The organism is Kiritimatiella glycovorans (assembly GCF_001017655.1).
GTDB lineage: Bacteria > Verrucomicrobiota > Kiritimatiellia > Kiritimatiellales > Kiritimatiellaceae > Kiritimatiella > Kiritimatiella glycovorans.
On sequence record NZ_CP010904.1, the window covers coordinates 2,271,702 to 2,288,756 of the forward strand.

Below are 17,055 nucleotides of genomic sequence, written 5' to 3' on the forward strand. Positions count from 1 at the left end.
AAATGCTGATGCGTTTGGGAATGCTCTCTAAAATAACAGCTGTTTTCATTGCTCTTCCCTTCTGTTTGGGATCTCCTCACCGTTCAACCGCCGGACATACGACGCATTCTCTCGAACGAAATCCATAAGCTTCGCCCATGCGTGATCAACGTTTATATCGTACAGGAGGCAATAGTCAACCCATGAATCCGCGTCCGGGGGCAGAATTACACGTCCGGATTCGTATTCCGCCTCCCCCGTCCGGACGAGAACCGACTGGGCTACCAGGCGCGCCAGCTCTTTCTTCGGAAGGGGTTCACTCAGCCCGGCGGAGTCGATGTGTATGCCGTGCGCGTTGAGAAACTGCACGCACTGATTCAGGCCGGCCTCGCGGTCCACATAGCGGTGAAATGTGCCGTGAGCGAGTACCGTCGCGGCCACGGCGTAGGTGACCCGCTCCTCCGGCGGGTTACCGCCGCCTGAGGGAGCCGCCGTGCACATCAGGCAGAGCATGCCCGAGACCGTGGCGCCCAGTATCCATTTTTCGATGGGGTTCATCATATTCAAGACCGAACCAAGCATGTACAGTAAACGCTCTTGTCTCTCATACGTCAAAGAATTATAGGTTTGAATTTCATGAAAAAGACGAGTTTTACACGCAAGCTGACACCCGAGCAACAGGAGTGCCTTGTGCGCATTCTGGACACGGGTAATTACCGTCCGGCGGAGACCCCTCACACCATCCGGGCGGTAAAGGGCCGGGACTGCAATATCAACCTGTACCGCAGCGGGAAGTGCGTGGTTCAGGGCCGGGGGGCCGAGGACTGGGTCTTGTTCACCCTGGAGCCGGAGGTCCTCCGCACGGCCGAAGTCGGTTACGAGGACGCCCTCGACCCCGCACTCAGAGAACCGCACCTCGGGGTCGATGAAAGCGGCAAGGGCGATTACTTCGGTCCGCTGGTCGTCGCCGCGGCCTACGTGAACGCCGAGCTGGTGGACGGCCTGCGCGGGCTGAATGTCCGCGACAGTAAGAACTATTCTTCGGACCGCGCACTCCGCAAATCGGCGGAACAGGTGCGCGAACTCCTGGAGGGCCGGTACGCGCTGGTTCCCGTAAACCCCTCGGCCTACAACCGCCTCTACGACAAGATGCGGAACGTCAACAGCCTCGTCGCCTGGGGTCACGCCCGGGCGATCGAAAACCTGCTCGAACAGGTCCCCGACTGCCCCCGGGCGGTGCTCGACAAATTCGGGCCGACGCACCGGGTCGAGCGCGCCCTCATGAAGCGCGGCCGCGGCATCCGGGTCGAGCAGCGGGTCCGCGCCGAAGACGACCCGGCGGTGGCGGCCGCCTCGGTCCTGGCCCGGGACGAATTCCTTTCGCGGCTTGAAGGTCTGGGGAAGACCTGCGGCGTCGCCCTGCCGAAAGGCGCCTCCGGAAAGGTGCGCGCGGCGGCCGAGCAGCTCGTGCGCGCCAACGGACCGGAGGTGCTTCGCGAAACCGCGAAATGCCACTTCCGCACCACGGACCGCGTGCTGGAGGCGTGCGGGGAGGAGATGCGGAGCTTGAGTTCTGAAAACGGAAAATCTGAAAGCGGAAATCCATGAAACTTGTACGATACGGAAATGCGGGCGAAGAGCGGCCGGGGGTGCTGCTGGAGGACGAAGTCATTCTCGATGTAAGGGCCGCGGTGTTCGACATCGAGGATTACGATGCCCATTTTTTCTCACACTACGGAATCGCCCGGCTTGAATCGCTCGTACGCGAGAAACCCGGGCGCACGGTGCGTCGGGACGAGGTCCGCCTCGGGCCGCCCGTGGCCCGGCCGGGTAAGATCATCGCCGTCGGCGAGAATTACGCAGACCACGCCGCGGAATTCGGCAGGCCGCCGCCCCCCGAGCCCATCCTCTTTTCCAAACCGGCCTCGGCCCTCGCCGGCCCGGAAGACCTCCTGAAACTTCCCGGCAAACCCGCCGAGATCGATGCGGAAGTCGAACTGGCAATGGTGATCGGTGCGCGGGCAAAAAATGTCCCGGCGGCGGAGGCGCATAACTGCATCGCCGGATGGACGATCCTGAACGATCTCACCGACCGCCGGGCCCAGCGGACCTGTTCCCAGTGGTTCGCCGCGAAGGGACACGACGGCTTCGCGCCCCTCGGCCCCTTCCTGCTCACCCGGGACGAGCTTCCGTGTACACCCGAACTCGATCTGGCATCAGAGCTGAACGGTGCACGGATGCAGAGCGGGAACACGCGAACGATGATCTTCCCGCCCGATCGACTGATCGAGTACATCACCCTGGACCGCGGAATCACGCTCGAACCCGGCGACGTGATCGCCACCGGCACGCCGCCGGGCATCGGCGCGGCGCAGGACCCGCCCAGACCCCTGGCGGAGGGCGATGAAATGGTGTTGCGGATCGAAGGGCTGGGAGAACAGCGGCTGAAAACCGCTGCCGCTACTCCTCAAAGCCCACGTACCTGAAATTCCCGCCAGGCCGGTCCGGGACGATATACGGGGATTCCGGGGTGAGATCGATTTCCTCCTCCGCCGTCTCGTTGGTCTGCACCATCCGGGAGAGAAGCTGTTCGCCGCCCGCGTTTTCCATCACGCGGTCGGCTTCGATCACCATGCCGTCGAGGTGACGGCCGGTTCCCCCGCCCGAACCGAGAAGGTTCAGGGCAAGGAAGAGGATGAAAAGGAGTGCAAGACCGTAGCGCGGCTCCGCGAAAAACCACATCCAGCGCCGCTCGCGCTCCCGGCCCTTTTCGGTCTCCGCACGCACGACGGACATGATCCGCGCGGCCGCACGGTCCTCCAGACCCCTACGCGGAGTTTCATAGGCCTTCAGCGAACACCAGGCCCTGGTCCGGGACTGAAGATGCCAGAGGTCGCGGCAACCGCCGCAGGTTTCGAGGTGCTGTTTCAGCTCGGGACCCGGATCGCCGTCGAGTTCCCGCCGCATTAATTTCCGTGCTCGAATGCAGTTCATGGTGCGAACTCAGCCAGTTTGCCCTGTAAGATCTGACGCGCGTAAAAGAGACGGGATCGCACCGTCCCCACCGAACATCCTACAATTTTTGCGATCTCGTTGTGCGGCAGTCCCTGGATGTCATGGAGCACCACCACCGTTCTGTGCTTGTCAGACAGGGACTGCAGGGCGCTGTTCAATTTTTTCTGGAACTCGGAGATGTTGGCGTTCCGGAAAGGGGACTCGTCGGCGTGCAGCCTGGTGTACGCGGGGTCCGTCTTCACCTCGCCGACCATCTCGTCGAGGCTGAGCGCCTGTTTGCGATTCCGCTTTTTGCGGTAGTTGATCGTCATATTGAGCGCGATGCGGTAGAGCCATGTGTAGAAGGAGGAACGCCCCTGAAATCTCGAGAGCGAGCGGTAGGCCTTGAGAAAAATCTCCTGGGTAAGGTCTTCGGCATCCTCGCGGTTGCTGGTCATGTTGTAGACCAGTCCGTAAATCCGGGCATGATGGCGCCGGACCAGATCCTCATACGCCCCGGCATCCCCCTGCTGGACGCGTCGCACCAGCTCGGCGTCCGGGGGGCCTTCCGCAGGCGGCGTCCGGTTGTCGTCCCCTTTACTCACAGCAGTCCCACCATAAACTCATCCGGGCCGGCTGCACAGGCGAAACCCGGGGCCGTCGCACAACTCCCCGGGCGCACCAAAAAAGACACCCGGCGGACCGGGTGTCTCGTTGGCTTGCGAGCGCGCGGTCCGGTTACTCTTCGATCGCGGCCTGCGCCGCCGCCAGCCGCGCGATCGGCACGCGGTAAGGCGAGCAGCTCACGTAGTCCAGTCCGCTCTCGTAGCAGAACCTGACGCTATCGGGATCGCCCCCGTGCTCACCGCAGATTCCGCATTTGAGATCCCCGCGAACCGAGCGGCCGCGTTCGACGCCCATTTTCACCAGCTGCCCGACGCCCTCCTGGTCCAGGTGCTGGAACGGATCGACGTCCAGAATCTTCCGGTTGGTGTACTCCGGAAGGAACGTGCCGACGTCGTCGCGGCTGAACCCGAAGGTCATCTGCGTCAGGTCGTTCGTACCGAAACTGAAGAACTCGGCCCGGTCGGCGATCTGATCGGCGGTGAGCGCCGCGCGCGGCACCTCGATCATCGTCCCGACCATGTACTTCACCTTCGCCCCGGTCCTCTCGATGATCTCGTCCGCGGTCGTACGGATCACGTTCTCGAGGTAGTCCAGTTCCGTCTTGCTGCCGACCAGCGGAACCATGATCTCGGGATGGACCTTCACGGCGTTCTTGAGCTTCGAGACCTTGCAGGCGGCTCCGATGATCGCCTTCGTCTGCATGACGCAGAGTTCGGGATAGGTGATCGACAGCCGGCAACCGCGGTGGCCCAGCATCGGGTTGAATTCGTGGAGCTGCCGGACGCGGTCCGCGACCTTGCGGGCGCTCACGCCCAGGCGGCGCGCCATCTCCTGCTGCTCTTTCTTTTCATGCGGCACGAACTCGTGCAGCGGCGGATCGAGCAGCCGCACCGTCACCGGCAGGCCATCCATCTCCTTGAAGATGCCCTCGAAATCCTTCTGCTGATGTTTCAGCAGATCCTTGAGCGCCTTCTCACGCCCCTCCCTGTCCTCGGCCAGGATGAATTCGCGGATCGACCAGATCCGGTCGCCCTCGAAGAACATGTGTTCGGTACGGCAGAGGCCGATGCCCTCGGCGCCGAAGCCCTTCGCGGCCGCGGCGTCCTTCGGCGCATCGGCGTTGGTGCGGACTTTCATTTTGCGGTGCGTGTCCGACCACCCCGAAAGCATCTCGTACATGCGGTAATAAGGGTGCTTCTTCGCGGCCGCCTTTCCGCCGATCACCGCCTCGACCACCGGGCTCGACTGTAGCGGGATCTCACCCTCATACACCTTGCCGGTCGATCCGTTGAGGCTGATGCTGTCGCCCTCCTTGTAGACCTTTTTGCCGACTGTGACCTGCTTCTTCTTGTAATCAATGTTCAGCGCAGAGGCGCCGCAGATGCAGCATTTGCCCCAGCCGCGAGCCACCACGGCCGCGTGCGAGGTCATGCCGCCGGTCGACGTGAGCACGCCGCGCGCAGCCCACATGCCGCCGACGTCCTCGGGACTCGTATCGCGGCGCACGAGAATGACGCGGGCGTTTTTGTCCTTCTCGACCGCCGCCTCGGCGTCGTCGGCGTCGAACACGATCGTGCCGCTCGCCGCGCCCGGCCCGGCCGGGAGCCCTTCGGCGATGACGTTCGCCTTCTTCTCTTCCTTCATGTCGAAGACCGGGAAGAGGAGCTGTTCGAGATCGGAGCCGCCGACGTTCATCAGCGCGTCCTTCTGACTGAGAATTTTGGTCTGCTTCTTTCCGGTGAAGACGTCCTTGCCGGTCGCCATCTCGACCGCCCAGCGCACGCCGGCGATCCCGGTGCGCTTGGCGTTGCGGGTCTGCAGCAGCCACAGCTTCCCGCGCTCGACCGTGAACTCGATGTCCTGCGGGTGCTTGTAGTGCTTCTCGAGCCTTTTCATGATCTGGATCAGCTCTTTGTGCGTCTTGCGCCACGCCGGCGACTTGTCCTTCGCCATGTCGTTCATGTGCTTCGGCGTGCGGATGCCGGCCACGACGTCCTCGCCCTGCGCGTTCTTCAGGTAATCGCCGTAGGCCACCGATTCGCCGGTGGACGGGTCGCGCGTGAAGGCCACGCCGGTTCCGCAGTCGTCGCCCATGTTTCCGAACACCATGGTACAGACGTTGACCGCCGTGCCGAGCAGGCCGCTGATCTTATTGATCTGGCGATACTTGACCGCGCGATCGGAGTCCCACGACCCGAACACGGCGCGGATGGAGAGGTCGAGCTGCTGTTCCGGATCCTGCGGGAAGGGCTTTTTGACCTTGTCCTGGTAGACTTTCTTATAAATACCGACGAGTTCCTTGAGCTGCTCGGCGGTAAGGTCGGTGTCCTCCTTCGCGCCGTACTTCTTTTTCAGCTTCTCGATCTCGTGCTCGAAGTGCTCGTGCTTGAGCCCGGTGTAGGGGCCCATGACCACGTCGCCGAACATGTCGATGAACCGCCGGTAGCAGTCCCAGCCGGCGCGCTCACTGCCGGTCTGCTTGATGAACCCCTGCACCGACTTGTCGTTGAGACCGAGATTGAGCACCGTGTCCATCATGCCGGGCATCGAAATCGCGGCGCCGGAGCGCACAGAAACGAGCAGCGGATTGTCGGGATCGCCGAGCTTCTTGCCCATGCCCTTCTCGAGCTGGTCGAGGTGAGCCCGGATCTCCTTCTCAAGGCCCTGGGGATACTTGCCGCCGTGCTCCGAGTAATACTTGCAGGCCTCGGTGCTGAGGGTGAACCCGGGCGGGACCGGCAGCCCCGCGTTCGACATCTCGGCGAGGTTCGCGCCCTTGCCGCCGAGAATCGCTTTCATGCTGCGATCGCCCTCGGTCTGCTCTTCACTGAGTCCGTAGAAATAGACGTACTTTTTCGCCATGTCCGATTCTCCTCCGCTTACGTTTCGTTGCACCGGGGTCCCGGCCGCACCAGACCCCGGCTTTCCGGTTCGCGCAAAATGAGTTCCGCCGCGCCGACCGCTTAAGTCGGCCATATTTATGAACTCGCGCGTTCATGTCAAGATGAGGGCGGGATTATGGGATTATGGGATTATGGGATGGAGCCTGAGTGAGAACCCTGAAACCTGAAGGATGAACAAGAGCGTCGTTCAGTTCCTGAGGCTGTGAATCGGCGCGGGGATGCGCCCGCCGAAGGCGGCCATGCGGCCGGAACGGCGGGGTTCACGGATGGTCATGATCGCGCTGGCGCCGAAGAGTCCGCCGAAGGATACCCGCTCGCCCGCCTCCCTGCCGGGCACGGGAATGATCCGCACACCGGTGGTCTTGTGGTTGACCACCCCGATCGCCAGCTCATCGGCGGTCAGGGCGGCGATCGTGGCCGCGTCGGTGTCGCCCGGCACGGGCACCATGTCCAGCCCCACCGAGCATACGCTGGTCATCGCCTCCAGTTTCTCGAGCGAGAGGTGACCCGCCTCCGCGGCGGCGGCCAGCTCGGCGTCCTCCATCACCGGCACGAATGCGCCGCTCAGCCCCCCGACGGCATGGCTGGCAAAGGCCCCGCCCTTCTTCACCGCGTCGGTCAGCATCGCCAGCAGCGCCGTCGTGCCCGGCGCGCCGATCGCGTCCACGCCCAGGATGCGCAGGATATCGCCCACGCTGTCGCCCACCGCCGGGGTCGGCGCGAGCGAGAGGTCGACCACCCCGAACGGCACGTCCAGGGCGGCGGCGACCTCGCGGCCGATCAGCTCACCGCAGCGGGTCACCCGGAACGCGGCCTGCTTGATCTCCTCGGCCAGGTCGTCCAGCCGAGGCCGCGCGCCGCCGGTCTCCCCGAGCCTCCGCTCCAGCGCGCGGGCCACGACCCCCGGGCCGCTGACCCCCACGTGCAGCACCTTTTCGGGCTGGCCCGCGCCGTGAATGGCCCCGGCCATGAACGGGTTGTCGCCGGGCTGGTTGGCAAAGACCACGCACTTGGCCGCCCCGAACCCGTCCCGTTCGGCCGTGGCGGCGGCGACGCCCAGGATGCGCTCCGCGAGCAGGTTGAGCGCGTCCATGTTGATCCCGTGCCGGCTGTCGGCGGCGTTGAAGGAGGCACACACCCGCCCGGTCCCGGCCATCGCGCGCGGAAGGGCGTCGATCAGCGTCCGGGCTGCGGGACTGACGCCCGAACAGACGTCGGCGGAAAACCCGCCGAGAATGTCCACGCCCACACCCTCAGCCGCGCGGTCGAGCGCCGCCGCGAGCCGTACGAACCCGGCGACGTCCATGCCGGCCCCGATCTCCGCCGCCGGGGTCACGGCGATGCGCTTGTTCACCACGGGCACGGCGTAGCGCGACCCGATCTCGTCGCAGTTCCGGACCAGATCCTTCGCCGACGCGCGGATCTTCGCCTCGACGGCGGCGCAGGTCGACTCGGCATCGCCGGTCCGGCAGTCACGCAGGTCGATCCCCATCGTCACCGTCCGGACGTCGAGGTTCTCTTTCTGGATCATCTCGACCGTGTCGAGAATCTGGTCGGAACGGATCATCGCCAGTACTCCCGGATTTCGTGCGTGGCCTTGAAGATGTCGCGGTGCTGCAGCACTACGGAGAGCCCGGCCTCTTCGCCGAGGGCCTCAAGCCGGGTGCGCAGCGCGGCGGGATCGTCTACCGGGGACAGGTCGAGCAGCAGGATCATGGTGTAGTTTTCGCCGGCCAGCGTGGTGGCGAGATCGAGGATGTTGATCCCGTGTTCGCGACAGAAGGACGAGACGCACGCCACCAGCCCGCTGCGGTTCGGTCCGACCGCGGTGAGCACATACTCGCCGCCCGAGTCGCGGGCCGCCGCGTCCGCCGGGAGCTCCTCCTCCAGCACGCGGATACCCACGTCAAACGCCTCCCCCGTCTCCGCGCCGCGGGCCTCGAGACGTTCGCGCACCTGCGCCGCTTCGACGCCCGCGGGGAAACGCGCGGCGAGGATCATCGTGAAATACCCGCAGAGCACGGTCTGGCTCAGGTCGGCCAGATCGCCGCCCAGATCGCGGATCACCCCCGTCACGTCGGCCACGATCCCCACGCGGTCGCGAGAGAGGATCGAAATCACGAAATGCCGCCGGTCATCCATTTCCCTCCGCCACCTTGCTGCGGTAGGCCTCGACCTCCCAGTTCTCGATAAACTCGCGCGCGCGGTCGTCCATGTAGCGGATCCCGCCGAAGGCCTGGGCGTACTGCACGATCAGCGCGCCGTCGCGCGCCAGTTCCAGCGCGCGGCCGGCGACCTTCTGCGACGGTCCCGCGCCGAACACGGCGGGCTCTTCGCTGATCACGCGCGGCGCGTACCCGTACTCTTTGCGAAACGTCTCCGCCGCCTCCGGCGTGCAGCGCCCGATCAGCGGGAAGGACTTCGCGTACACGATATGGTCGGGCGAGATCGGCCCGCCCGGCGCGGCGAATACGCCGCCGCGCGCCAGCCCGGCCGCATCGTCGCCCAGCGCTTCGCGGATGCGATCCGCGGCCTTGTCGCACGCCTGTTCATCCGCTTCGCGCTCGTCCAGTTCGGGGGCGATTTCCGCCGACTCGATTTCGCCGCGGAGGGCCTGCATGACCTTCCCGTACTGTTCGCGGATCTCTTCCGCGCTGTCGCCGGCGATGAACACGCCGTGGTTCTGCAGAAAGATGAGGCGGGTTTCAGCGCCCTGTTCCCGTTTCCACTCGCCGATGCGTTCACGGAGTACCGTACAGAGCGTATACCCCGGATCGATGTACTCGCACCACATCGCGTCGGGGAAAAGCTTCCGGCAGGCCTGTTCGCCCTGCTGCGCGCAGGTCATGCCGTTGACCATCGGCGGGTGGGTGTGGACCACGAACACGGCGTCGAACTCATTGTGCAGGGGGGCTTCGACCGAAGGCCGGCCCTCGTACCCGGGAAGCACCGTCTCCGCCATCAGGTCCTTGACCCACGTCTCGCGCGCAGAGGCGTCCTCCGGCGGCTCGGCCTCGTGGAGACGATCCACCTTCTTCCGGTCCAGCGCGACGAACGTCCCGGGGCTCATGCCGTCCAGGGTCGTCCCGGAAGGCTTGACCCAGAGGGTCGTATCGTTCTTGCAGGAGGTGTTCCCCCCCCCGCCCTTCACATATTCCTCCCCGCCGAACTCCGTCGAAAGTTCGGTGATGGTTTCCAGGTTCCGTCGTTCTTCCTCGTTCATATCCGTAATCTCCTTCGTTCCGGTGCGTCCTGCGACGCCTCCCTGCCGGTCATGGTTCCCCCGCCGCCGCGCGCATCCCGCACAGCGTTACGGTCTCCTCGTACAAGGCCTTGCCGACGATCGCGCCGACCAGGTTTGCGCAGCCCAGCGCGGCCAGCGCACGGACGTCGTCCGCGGTCGAGACCCCGCCGGAGGCGATAACCCCGCAGTCCACGGCACGGCACATCCGTTCCATGGCGTCCACGTTCACCCCCCGCATCATGCCGTCGCGGGAGATGTCGGTATAGACCAGCGTCCCGACCCCCGCCTCCGCGGCGCGGCGCGCGAGTTCCGGCGCATCGGCGTCACACGTCCCGACCCAGCCCCGGGTGCGGACTTTCCCGTCGCGGGCGTCCAGCCCCAGCGCGAGCCGGTCGCCGCCGAACCGCGCCGCGAGCGGCGCGAGGTCTTCGGGCCGTTCCGCCGCGCGCGTACCCAGCACGGCGCGGGCCGCGCCCGCCGCGAACACCCGCTCGAGATCCGTGTCCGTACGCAGCCCGCCGCCCGTCTGGACCGGGACCGGCGACGCCGCGCAGATGCGCGCCAGCGCTTCCGTGTTGCGCGGCGCGCCCTCGAACGCGCCGTCCAGATCAACCACGTGCAGCCACTGCGCACCCTCGCCGACCCACCGGCGCGCCATTTCCGCGGGATCGTCCGCGTAGACCGTCTCGTCCTCGGCGCGCCCCTGAAGCAGCCGCACGCACTTCCCGTTCCGTATGTCGATGGCGGGGTAGATCACCATAGCGCTTCACTCCTTTTCCGGCCCATGGCGGCCAGCGGCGTGACCTTCATTGCAGGTTTTCAAGTAATTGCGGAGCATCGCCAGCCCGGCCTGCTGCGATTTTTCGGGGTGGAACTGGACGGCGAAGACGTTCCGGTGTCTTACGGCACTGGCGTATTCGATGCCGTAGTGCGTCCATCCCGCCGCGAGAGCCGGATCTTCGGGGTCTACGTAGTAGGAGTGGACGAGGTAGAAGAACGCGTCGTCGCCGATGCCGGCGAACATCGGGTCGCCGGACTTCGCCTGGCGCACCCGGTTCCATCCGATCTGGGGAACCTTGAGCCGGGTGTGGCCCTCCCATTGACCGTGTTCAAACCGGAAACGGCGGACGGCGCCGGACAGCAGGCCCAGTCCCGGTTCGGCGGGAGATTCCTCACTGCCTTCGAACAGTACCTGCAGGCCGAGGCATATGCCGAGAAACGGGCGGCCCGCACCGATCCAGTCGCGGATCGGGTCGACAAAACCGTTCGCGCGCAGATGGCGCATGCAGTCGCCGAACGCGCCGACTCCCGGAAGGATTACACCGGCACAGTCCTCCATATCCCCGGGCTGCCGCACCAGCCGCGGTTCCGCGCCGAGATAGCGGCAGGCGTTCGACACGCTGCCGAGATTGCCCATGTTGTAATCGATAATGCCGATCATGCGCCGTCGCCGCCCCTCTCTGAAAATCCGGGATTCTCGCGCTTAATCCCCGGTGTGTCGAGCCGCCGCCTTGAAAAACTGGCGGGGGAAATGAAGGAACTCAGCGCAGAGAAGAGAGAGGATTACGTGTAAGAGGATATGCGATGGATCTTGATATTTTCACTCAGGTTTCAGGTTTCAGGTTTCTTACTCACACTCTTCCCGGCCCCTGGCGCGAACGCTTCACCTCACGGCTCGGGAATCTCCGGGCGAAACCAGTCGCCGCGACCGTCGTCAAGGCGCCCGCGGCGCACGCGAACGCGGCGTCCTCCGGGAAGATCGGCGCTGAAGGGCGGGGTCCGGCCGTAGAGCCATTCCGGGGCGCGCAGCTGCGCTTCGCGGAGCGTCAAATCTTCCTCTTCCGCGTCGTTCAGGGACAGACGAAGCCGAGGACCGGAGCCGAAGAGTTCGATGAACGCTCGTTCCAGCGCGTCGCGCAGCGACGGAATATCCAGTCCCGGCGCAAATTCGGCCAGGTTGGCCACGGGCGCACGGACCGAGGGTACGGCGGCGGTCTCGAGGGCGGGCAGCGCCGGGGTCAGCATCCGCTCCAGCCGTTCGAGATCGGCCTCCACCAGCAGCGTGCCGTGGTGCAGTGCGCGGCCGCGGCGAAAAGCGAAGGCATGCCCCGAACACTTGCGGCCCCGGACGTAGAGACGGGTTTTCTCGACCCGTTCCAGCCGGACACCGAATCCGGCCAGCGCACGTTCGGCCACCGCGTAGACCCGTTCGGGTTCGTAGCGGGTGCGGTCCGTGATCACGCCATAGTTCAGGTTGCCGGGGTCGTGATAAACCGTCCCGCCGCCGGAGACGCGCCGCGCCAGCGGCACGCCCGCCGCGGAGAGCGCCTCCGGATCGCACTCTCTCCAAGGATTCTGATTGCGCCCCAGCACCACGGCCTCGCATCCCGCCCACGTCAGCAGCAGCGGGCGGTCGAGGTCCGCGCGGTCGAGCAGATGCGCCTCCAGCGCGAGATTGCGCCATACGTCCGCCTGCGGAGAGTGGTACACCATCGACATAAATTGGGAGTATGCCCGCGACGACGCGAAAATGAAAAGGATGTATGGCCACGCGGCGCAAATTCCGGAAGGATGGACGGCTGTGAGCGCACTGAATTCCATCCTTGAAGCGTACGGCGATCTGGAGCGGCGCGTGCAGCAGCGCATCACCCGTCGGTGGGGCGGGGTCTGCGCGCATTGCGCGACCTCGTGCTGCCGCGTGGATATCTGCGAAGAAGCCCTGGAGAGCGTATTTCTGTGCCGCGTGCGCGAGCATTTCGACCAGCCCGGCGATTTCGATCCCCGCTTCGGATGGCTGGGTCCCGGCGGGTGCCGGCTCGAGGTGGGCCGCCCCCCGGTCTGCTACGCGTTCTTCTGCGACGAAATCCGTAACAGCCTCACCCCGGAGGCCCGGGAACAGCTCGACCGGCTCGGATCCATCATGGACCGCGTCGGCCGCGTCGGGCCGCGCGGGCTCCATCTCGTCGAACTCACCGACCCCGGCGATCTTGAAGAGATCAACCTCGATCGGTTTTTAAGCTATGCCGACCGGGCCCGACGCGCCCTGCACGGCGCCGGTCCATGACCGTTGCAATCCCGCCCCCGCTCGACGTGTGCACAGCTGCGCATCATATACACCCTTGCCCCTTTTCGCCCACCCGGCCTCCTGATCCGTGAGGCTTGCCGCCCACCAGAAATCCTGCCGATCCAAGGGAAAATGACACAATGTGCAGGGCCTTCACTTCGGGGAGCACGATTTCTTTGCCCGTGCTCTTTTCATTCCTCTTTGCGATCCCGGCGCCTTTGCGAGAGACATTTCTTCTGTTTTCGAACGCCGCGGATCTCGCGCGGCTGTAAGACGTCGCGGACATCCGGCTTGTTCGACTTCTACTCCAAGGTAAACGTCGGTTCTCCGCCCAAGTCGGCCAGGATCGACCGGGCCGTCTCCTCTTGCTTGGCTGTTCCGGAAATGGCCAGCCACACAGCGCCTTCTGCACCGCAAACGCCCCCAGCGGCAATCAATTCAGCGTTCGCGCGCGTGAGGATCGCAATGGCATCTATCTCCGTCACAACCTCGCCCGGTACGGGAAGCATCCGCGCACCACCTGTGCCCGGTGCATTCAGATGTGCGGCGATGCTGTTCAAGTCGGTCGAGACACGCTTCTCCAGCCCGACCGGAAGGATGAGGCGCACGCGCCTTCCTACAACAGCCTGCAGTGCCGCCACGATTGTGCCCCCCTTCGGATGCCCGATCAGGATGCCGGCCTGTTTGCGCGCGAGGTCAACGGCATTCGCCCCCTTCAAAATGACATCGCCTTCCTTCAGGTCATCAAGAACGTCAAATATCGTCTTGCCGGTTAACCACGCCCCTTTCTGGATGACGACATCACCGGGGAATGGGCTCTCGCCAGGCAACCGACCGGTATCCGTCGTCTTCTCGCATGGTGGCCGTGTGATTCCGCGGAAGAACCGTTGACGTGAGAATCCATTCGCATCCCCGCATGCCGACAGCAACTCTTCGGCCACGTATCCGTTTGTTGTTCCCGCGATGATGACTACGGTGCCAGACTCAAGTGCCGTATGCATCGCAGGGTGCCGCACAAGCGCTCTGGCAATCAACCGCTTCCCGGTAGCGGGCGTTACTACAGCTCGGATCATCTCCCTGCTCCTGTTCAGCGATGGCGGTGCTGATCGTCGCTTGTTGACGACCATTGCGATATTCACCTTCGTACGGCATTCCGAACGTTCGTAGTAGCGCCGCAAGCCTGCCCCCGGCAGGCCAGGCGCGTGAAGATAACGGCCCCGGCCCTGCTTCGCAGGCCTGCGGGCCTACTACGAACGTGAGAGAGAACGCTCCATTTCTTTGCCTGTGCTATGCTCATTCCTCTTTGCGATCCCGGCGCCTTGGCGAGAGTCATTGCTTGTGTTTTCGACGTCGCCGTTCTCGCGCGGCTGTAAGCCGTCGCGGGCATCCGGCTTGTTGGAGATCGCTATGGTTCGCGTTTTCTGAAGGTTGAACAGAATGTGTACTCGATAATCTCCGTATCGACGTGGATGAACCCCGCTGCTCTTGCGCAGTCACGATAGTAACTCCGGTCTCTCGTCTGTGTGGGCCATGGTCGACCATAGGAGGTCGCAGAGGCGATCCCCTTTACGATGTATTTAAGGCGGACCGCAAACAACGGCTTCTTCGTCCTTGGCAGGGCAGAAGTATCGACGTCCCAGATACGGAAGAGCCCTCCAGGTTTCAGCACCCTGTATATCTCGGCAAGAGCTGCTTCAAGATCGACGCTGTGATCAAAATACATCAGGGAGAAGAATGCCGTTGCCGCGGCGAACGTGTCGTCAAGAAACTGCAACTGTCTCGCGTCCATTACGATCTTCAGCGGGCCTTCGGGTGCTTCCTCGAGCTCGTCCCGTCGGCGGTCAATTGAGACAACTTGAGAGCCCTCCAGCCGTCCGATTACGCCTTCACCACCTCCGCCAATATCGAGGACATACCCATCGAAGGATAGCGATGATATCTCAAGTTCTACCGGCTTCAGGAACAGTATATCATCTTCGTTCATAACACCTTCAAGTAAATCCTTCTGACAGCCGCTTACGGGGGTCAGTCCCCGCCTATCTCTTGTCGGCGATCCTGCTCTTCTTGCTTGCGAGCTTTCCGCTCAGCCTGCTTCTGCTTCTTGTCCTTCACCATCTGTTCGATGGATCGGACATTGTCCGGTCGTGTTTTCCCAAAACGCTTCTCATACAGTTCCTCGATGAATTCGGGGAGAGGGAGTTTCCACGGCTCCTGCTTGTGGTTCACCTTGCCGCCAAGCTTCTTCGGATTCATGCCGAGTTCGCGCGCCATTTGGACATGCGCGTGGGAGAGGTGGAAACGCTTCCGCGCATCAACCCACGGTTGATACTTCGACGACAGGTTTTTCTTCCGTTTTGCCATCAATCACTTTTCGCCAACGTATCCCATAGCATCATATAGGGGTCCGCCTCATACGTCATTTTGTTTTTTAGGTTCTTCATAGATTTTTGTGGTGGAGTTGTTCGGGGAAGAGACGGGATGGGGATTCACCACAGCGGTCACAGAGGATGCCGGGGTCGGGATGGGAGATGACAAACGTTCGTAGTAGCGCCGTAAGCCTGCCCCCCCCGGCAGGCCAGGCGCGTGAAGATAACGGCCCTGGCCCCGCTGCGCGGACCTGCGGGCCTACTACGAGCGTAAGAGAGAACGCACCATTTCTTTGCCTGTGCTATGCTCATTCCTCTCTGCGATCCCGGCGCCTTTGCGAGAGTCATTGCTTCTTTTTTCGAACGTCGCGCATGACGCTCAAATCAACCGAGTTCGCGCGGTTGATTTGTAGCTGTCCATGCGTCTTGTTCGGAGCTGTCTACTCCCACTTCTCGACATCAAGACCGGGCACCCGGTCGAACTCTCGCAGATTGCTGGTGGCGAGGCGCAGGCCATGAGCGAGACACGTCGCGGCGAGCCAAGAGTCGTGGACTCCGATCATCTTGCCTTGTCGTGCCAGATCAGCCCACAGTTGTGAGTGGGACCGGGCGGTTGCCAGGTTGATGACAAGGATCGGCAGCGAGTCAAGCACTCCCTCCACAAACGCAAGGCGCTTGGCCTTGATCCGCTTGTCTTTGGCGCGGTGGACTCCGTGGAGCAGTTCGCTGGCCGAGATGACAGAGAGAAAGGCCTCTTCCTCTTCACGACCCTGGATATAGGCCGAGAGATCCGCATCGGATCTCTCGAAGTGGATAAGCACGCTGCTGTCTATCAGGACGCCCATGGATCCCTCAACGTGGTGGAGTTCAACTCCTTGCGCGCTGAGTCAACATCCCTCCCGAATGAGGACACGTCAGATCTCGACAGGCGCGGGACTGTATGTAGAATTTCAGGCAGATCGCCGAGCCTCCGGCCATGGGGCAGCGGACGAAGTTCCGCCACGGACTTCCTCCCCTTCCGAAGAACAAACGCCTCGTTCCGATATGCGACACGATTCACGTACTCTGAGAAATGTCGTACCGCCTCTGTCACGCTCAATACCTTCGCGTTCATTGGCGCCTCCGTGTATCTGATAATCAGATAGTACGATAATCAGGTTCCGCGGTCAACCGAGGTTTCTCGCTCCGAACGCCGGCGGTAACGGGTGGGTGTAAGTCGTACCGTCCACGGGCCTGGTTTTGGCAGACCGCCTATGGGCGGAACACTTTGAGTTTCAGGCCCTTGATGGGCTTGAAGGGCTTGGGGTTGCTTGAGCAGAGCATCATGTTGTTCTCTGTGGCCGTCGCCGCGATGAGAGCATCGGCGGCTCTGAGGCCGTGAGACAACGAGTACTCTTCGATGTATACGGCGGCTCGGTGGCCGATGTTGTCAGAGAGGGGGAGCGTCCTGAATCCGAAATCTCTCAGGAACTGCTTCGTGTAGTTGTGTTGCTCCTTGTTGTCCGTGCCCTGCAACAGTTCAAGATAAGTCTGCACAGAAATGAAGGGCTCATGCTCTTTCTCGACAAGACGTGCCGCCTTGCTGTTGCCCCGCTCGATCCAAATGAAGATGTCGGTATCAAATATCACGGTAGCGCCCTCCTCGAAGACGCTCCATTTCCGTTCCGACGGATTCCCGGGAGCCACGCATGTTGAAGAAGGGGTGCTCCTCAACCTTTGCCCTGGTCCGGTCTACCTTCGCCATCAGCACTCCTTTGGTCTTACCGCGATAGAGAATGTCGACATCTTCATTTCGGTCGAGAGCCTTGAGCACATCGTTCATGTGGTATCGCAAATCGACTACTGTTGCCTGCATGCAGGGCCTCCTTTATGTATAGT

19 protein-coding genes are annotated in these 17,055 nt (G+C 63.2%); 3 read left to right on the plus strand and 16 right to left on the minus strand.

Annotated elements, in window-relative coordinates; all coding sequences use genetic code 11:
• Positions 1-45: 45 nt before the first annotated feature.
• Positions 46-540: a hypothetical protein gene (locus L21SP4_RS09520; RefSeq protein ID WP_144413819.1), complete on the minus strand. Its 495-nt coding sequence runs from the start codon at positions 538-540 to the stop codon at positions 46-48.
• A 75-nt stretch (positions 541-615) separates the two neighbouring features.
• Here L21SP4_RS09520 and rnhC point away from each other — a divergent pair, with 75 nt between their 5' ends.
• Both rnhC and L21SP4_RS09530 read left to right on the plus strand, forming a co-directional pair.
• Positions 616-1,587 carry a ribonuclease HIII gene (rnhC, locus tag L21SP4_RS09525; protein ID WP_082116784.1) on the plus strand — a complete coding sequence of 324 codons (972 nt, stop codon included), beginning with the start codon at positions 616-618 and terminating at the stop codon, positions 1,585-1,587.
• Positions 1,584-2,465, plus strand: coding sequence for a fumarylacetoacetate hydrolase family protein (locus tag L21SP4_RS09530; RefSeq protein ID WP_052882440.1), 882 nt, complete (start codon positions 1,584-1,586; stop codon positions 2,463-2,465). Before rnhC ends, L21SP4_RS09530 begins: the two co-directional genes overlap by 4 nt.
• Here L21SP4_RS09530 and L21SP4_RS09535 read toward each other — a convergent pair.
• The 9 genes from L21SP4_RS09535 to L21SP4_RS09575 form a co-directional block, all read right to left on the minus strand.
• On the minus strand, positions 2,440-2,973 hold the full coding sequence (locus L21SP4_RS09535) for a phospholipase D-like domain-containing protein (protein WP_144413820.1): 534 nt from the start codon (positions 2,971-2,973) through the stop codon (positions 2,440-2,442). The genes L21SP4_RS09530 and L21SP4_RS09535 overlap by 26 nt on opposite strands.
• Complete coding sequence (locus L21SP4_RS09540) at positions 2,970-3,578, minus strand: RNA polymerase sigma factor (protein ID WP_052882442.1); 609 nt, start codon at positions 3,576-3,578, stop codon at positions 2,970-2,972. The genes L21SP4_RS09535 and L21SP4_RS09540 overlap by 4 nt, the downstream gene beginning before the upstream one ends.
• 133 nt (positions 3,579-3,711) lie before the next feature.
• Complete coding sequence (gene ppdK, locus L21SP4_RS09545; RefSeq protein ID WP_052882443.1) at positions 3,712-6,462, minus strand: pyruvate, phosphate dikinase; 2,751 nt, start codon at positions 6,460-6,462, stop codon at positions 3,712-3,714.
• 228 nt (positions 6,463-6,690) lie between these two features.
• Entirely contained in the window at positions 6,691-8,070 is a 1,380-nt protein-coding gene (locus L21SP4_RS09550) for a PFL family protein (RefSeq protein WP_052882444.1), read from the minus strand.
• A complete protein-coding gene (locus L21SP4_RS09555) occupies positions 8,067-8,645 on the minus strand; it encodes a glycine cleavage system transcriptional repressor (protein WP_052882445.1) in 579 nt (192 codons plus the stop codon). Before L21SP4_RS09555 ends, L21SP4_RS09550 begins: the two co-directional genes overlap by 4 nt.
• On the minus strand, positions 8,638-9,726 hold the full coding sequence (locus tag L21SP4_RS09560; RefSeq protein WP_052882446.1) for a class II aldolase/adducin family protein: 1,089 nt from the start codon (positions 9,724-9,726) through the stop codon (positions 8,638-8,640). The genes L21SP4_RS09555 and L21SP4_RS09560 overlap by 8 nt, the downstream gene beginning before the upstream one ends.
• Positions 9,727-9,775: 49 nt before the next feature.
• Entirely contained in the window at positions 9,776-10,507 is a 732-nt protein-coding gene (gene hisA / locus L21SP4_RS09565) for a 1-(5-phosphoribosyl)-5-[(5-phosphoribosylamino)methylideneamino]imidazole-4-carboxamide isomerase (RefSeq protein ID WP_052882447.1), read from the minus strand.
• A gap of 6 nt (positions 10,508-10,513) precedes the next feature.
• Positions 10,514-11,188, minus strand: coding sequence for an imidazole glycerol phosphate synthase subunit HisH (hisH, locus tag L21SP4_RS09570; protein ID WP_052882448.1), 675 nt, complete (start codon positions 11,186-11,188; stop codon positions 10,514-10,516).
• A gap of 227 nt (positions 11,189-11,415) precedes the next feature.
• Complete coding sequence (locus L21SP4_RS09575; protein ID WP_052882449.1) at positions 11,416-12,246, minus strand: lipoate--protein ligase family protein; 831 nt, start codon at positions 12,244-12,246, stop codon at positions 11,416-11,418.
• An 82-nt stretch (positions 12,247-12,328) separates the two neighbouring features.
• Between L21SP4_RS09575 and L21SP4_RS09580 the strand changes: the two genes are divergently transcribed.
• Positions 12,329-12,811, plus strand: a complete 483-nt coding sequence (locus tag L21SP4_RS09580; RefSeq protein ID WP_144413821.1) for a hypothetical protein — start codon at positions 12,329-12,331, stop codon at positions 12,809-12,811.
• Positions 12,812-13,113: 302 nt separating this feature from the next.
• On the opposite strand, the gene L21SP4_RS09585 is transcribed toward L21SP4_RS09580, so the two are convergent.
• The 6 genes from L21SP4_RS09585 to L21SP4_RS09615 all read right to left on the minus strand — a co-directional run bounded on the left by L21SP4_RS09585 (position 13,114) and on the right by L21SP4_RS09615 (position 17,032).
• Positions 13,114-13,884 (minus strand): hypothetical protein, encoded by a 771-nt coding sequence (locus tag L21SP4_RS09585; protein ID WP_052882451.1) that lies wholly within the window; start codon positions 13,882-13,884, stop codon positions 13,114-13,116.
• A gap of 332 nt (positions 13,885-14,216) precedes the next feature.
• Entirely contained in the window at positions 14,217-14,795 is a 579-nt protein-coding gene (locus L21SP4_RS09590; RefSeq protein ID WP_052882452.1) for a class I SAM-dependent methyltransferase, read from the minus strand.
• Between the two features lie 41 nt (positions 14,796-14,836).
• Positions 14,837-15,172: a hypothetical protein gene (locus L21SP4_RS09595; protein WP_052882453.1), complete on the minus strand. Its 336-nt coding sequence runs from the start codon at positions 15,170-15,172 to the stop codon at positions 14,837-14,839.
• Between the two features lie 445 nt (positions 15,173-15,617).
• On the minus strand, positions 15,618-16,022 hold the full coding sequence (locus tag L21SP4_RS09600; RefSeq protein WP_052882454.1) for a type II toxin-antitoxin system VapC family toxin: 405 nt from the start codon (positions 16,020-16,022) through the stop codon (positions 15,618-15,620).
• Between the two features lie 406 nt (positions 16,023-16,428).
• On the minus strand, positions 16,429-16,806 hold the full coding sequence (locus L21SP4_RS09610; RefSeq protein WP_052882456.1) for a PIN domain-containing protein: 378 nt from the start codon (positions 16,804-16,806) through the stop codon (positions 16,429-16,431).
• Positions 16,796-17,032 (minus strand): hypothetical protein, encoded by a 237-nt coding sequence (locus L21SP4_RS09615; protein WP_052882457.1) that lies wholly within the window; start codon positions 17,030-17,032, stop codon positions 16,796-16,798. Before L21SP4_RS09615 ends, L21SP4_RS09610 begins: the two co-directional genes overlap by 11 nt.
• Positions 17,033-17,055: the final 23 nt, after the last annotated feature.

What these genes read in the sequence shown, in the direction of transcription:
- L21SP4_RS09520 (WP_144413819.1), bottom strand. Translation starts at nt 540, where the DNA reads ATGATGAACCCCATCGAAAAATGGATACTGGGCGCCACGGTCTCGGGC.
- rnhC (WP_082116784.1), top strand. Translation starts at nt 616, where the DNA reads ATGAAAAAGACGAGTTTTACACGCAAGCTGACACCCGAGCAACAGGAG.
- L21SP4_RS09530 (WP_052882440.1), top strand. Translation starts at nt 1,584, where the DNA reads ATGAAACTTGTACGATACGGAAATGCGGGCGAAGAGCGGCCGGGGGTG.
- L21SP4_RS09535 (WP_144413820.1), bottom strand. Translation starts at nt 2,973, where the DNA reads ATGAACTGCATTCGAGCACGGAAATTAATGCGGCGGGAACTCGACGGC.
- ppdK (WP_052882443.1), bottom strand. Translation starts at nt 6,462, where the DNA reads ATGGCGAAAAAGTACGTCTATTTCTACGGACTCAGTGAAGAGCAGACC.
- L21SP4_RS09550 (WP_052882444.1), bottom strand. Translation starts at nt 8,070, where the DNA reads ATGATCCGTTCCGACCAGATTCTCGACACGGTCGAGATGATCCAGAAA.
- L21SP4_RS09555 (WP_052882445.1), bottom strand. Translation starts at nt 8,645, where the DNA reads ATGGATGACCGGCGGCATTTCGTGATTTCGATCCTCTCTCGCGACCGC.
- L21SP4_RS09560 (WP_052882446.1), bottom strand. Translation starts at nt 9,726, where the DNA reads ATGAACGAGGAAGAACGACGGAACCTGGAAACCATCACCGAACTTTCG.
- hisA (WP_052882447.1), bottom strand. Translation starts at nt 10,507, where the DNA reads ATGGTGATCTACCCCGCCATCGACATACGGAACGGGAAGTGCGTGCGG.
- hisH (WP_052882448.1), bottom strand. Translation starts at nt 11,188, where the DNA reads ATGATCGGCATTATCGATTACAACATGGGCAATCTCGGCAGCGTGTCG.
- L21SP4_RS09575 (WP_052882449.1), bottom strand. Translation starts at nt 12,246, where the DNA reads ATGTCGATGGTGTACCACTCTCCGCAGGCGGACGTATGGCGCAATCTC.
- L21SP4_RS09585 (WP_052882451.1), bottom strand. Translation starts at nt 13,884, where the DNA reads ATGATCCGAGCTGTAGTAACGCCCGCTACCGGGAAGCGGTTGATTGCC.
- L21SP4_RS09590 (WP_052882452.1), bottom strand. Translation starts at nt 14,795, where the DNA reads ATGAACGAAGATGATATACTGTTCCTGAAGCCGGTAGAACTTGAGATA.
- L21SP4_RS09595 (WP_052882453.1), bottom strand. Translation starts at nt 15,172, where the DNA reads ATGGCAAAACGGAAGAAAAACCTGTCGTCGAAGTATCAACCGTGGGTT.
- L21SP4_RS09600 (WP_052882454.1), bottom strand. Translation starts at nt 16,022, where the DNA reads ATGGGCGTCCTGATAGACAGCAGCGTGCTTATCCACTTCGAGAGATCC.
- L21SP4_RS09615 (WP_052882457.1), bottom strand. Translation starts at nt 17,032, where the DNA reads ATGCAGGCAACAGTAGTCGATTTGCGATACCACATGAACGATGTGCTC.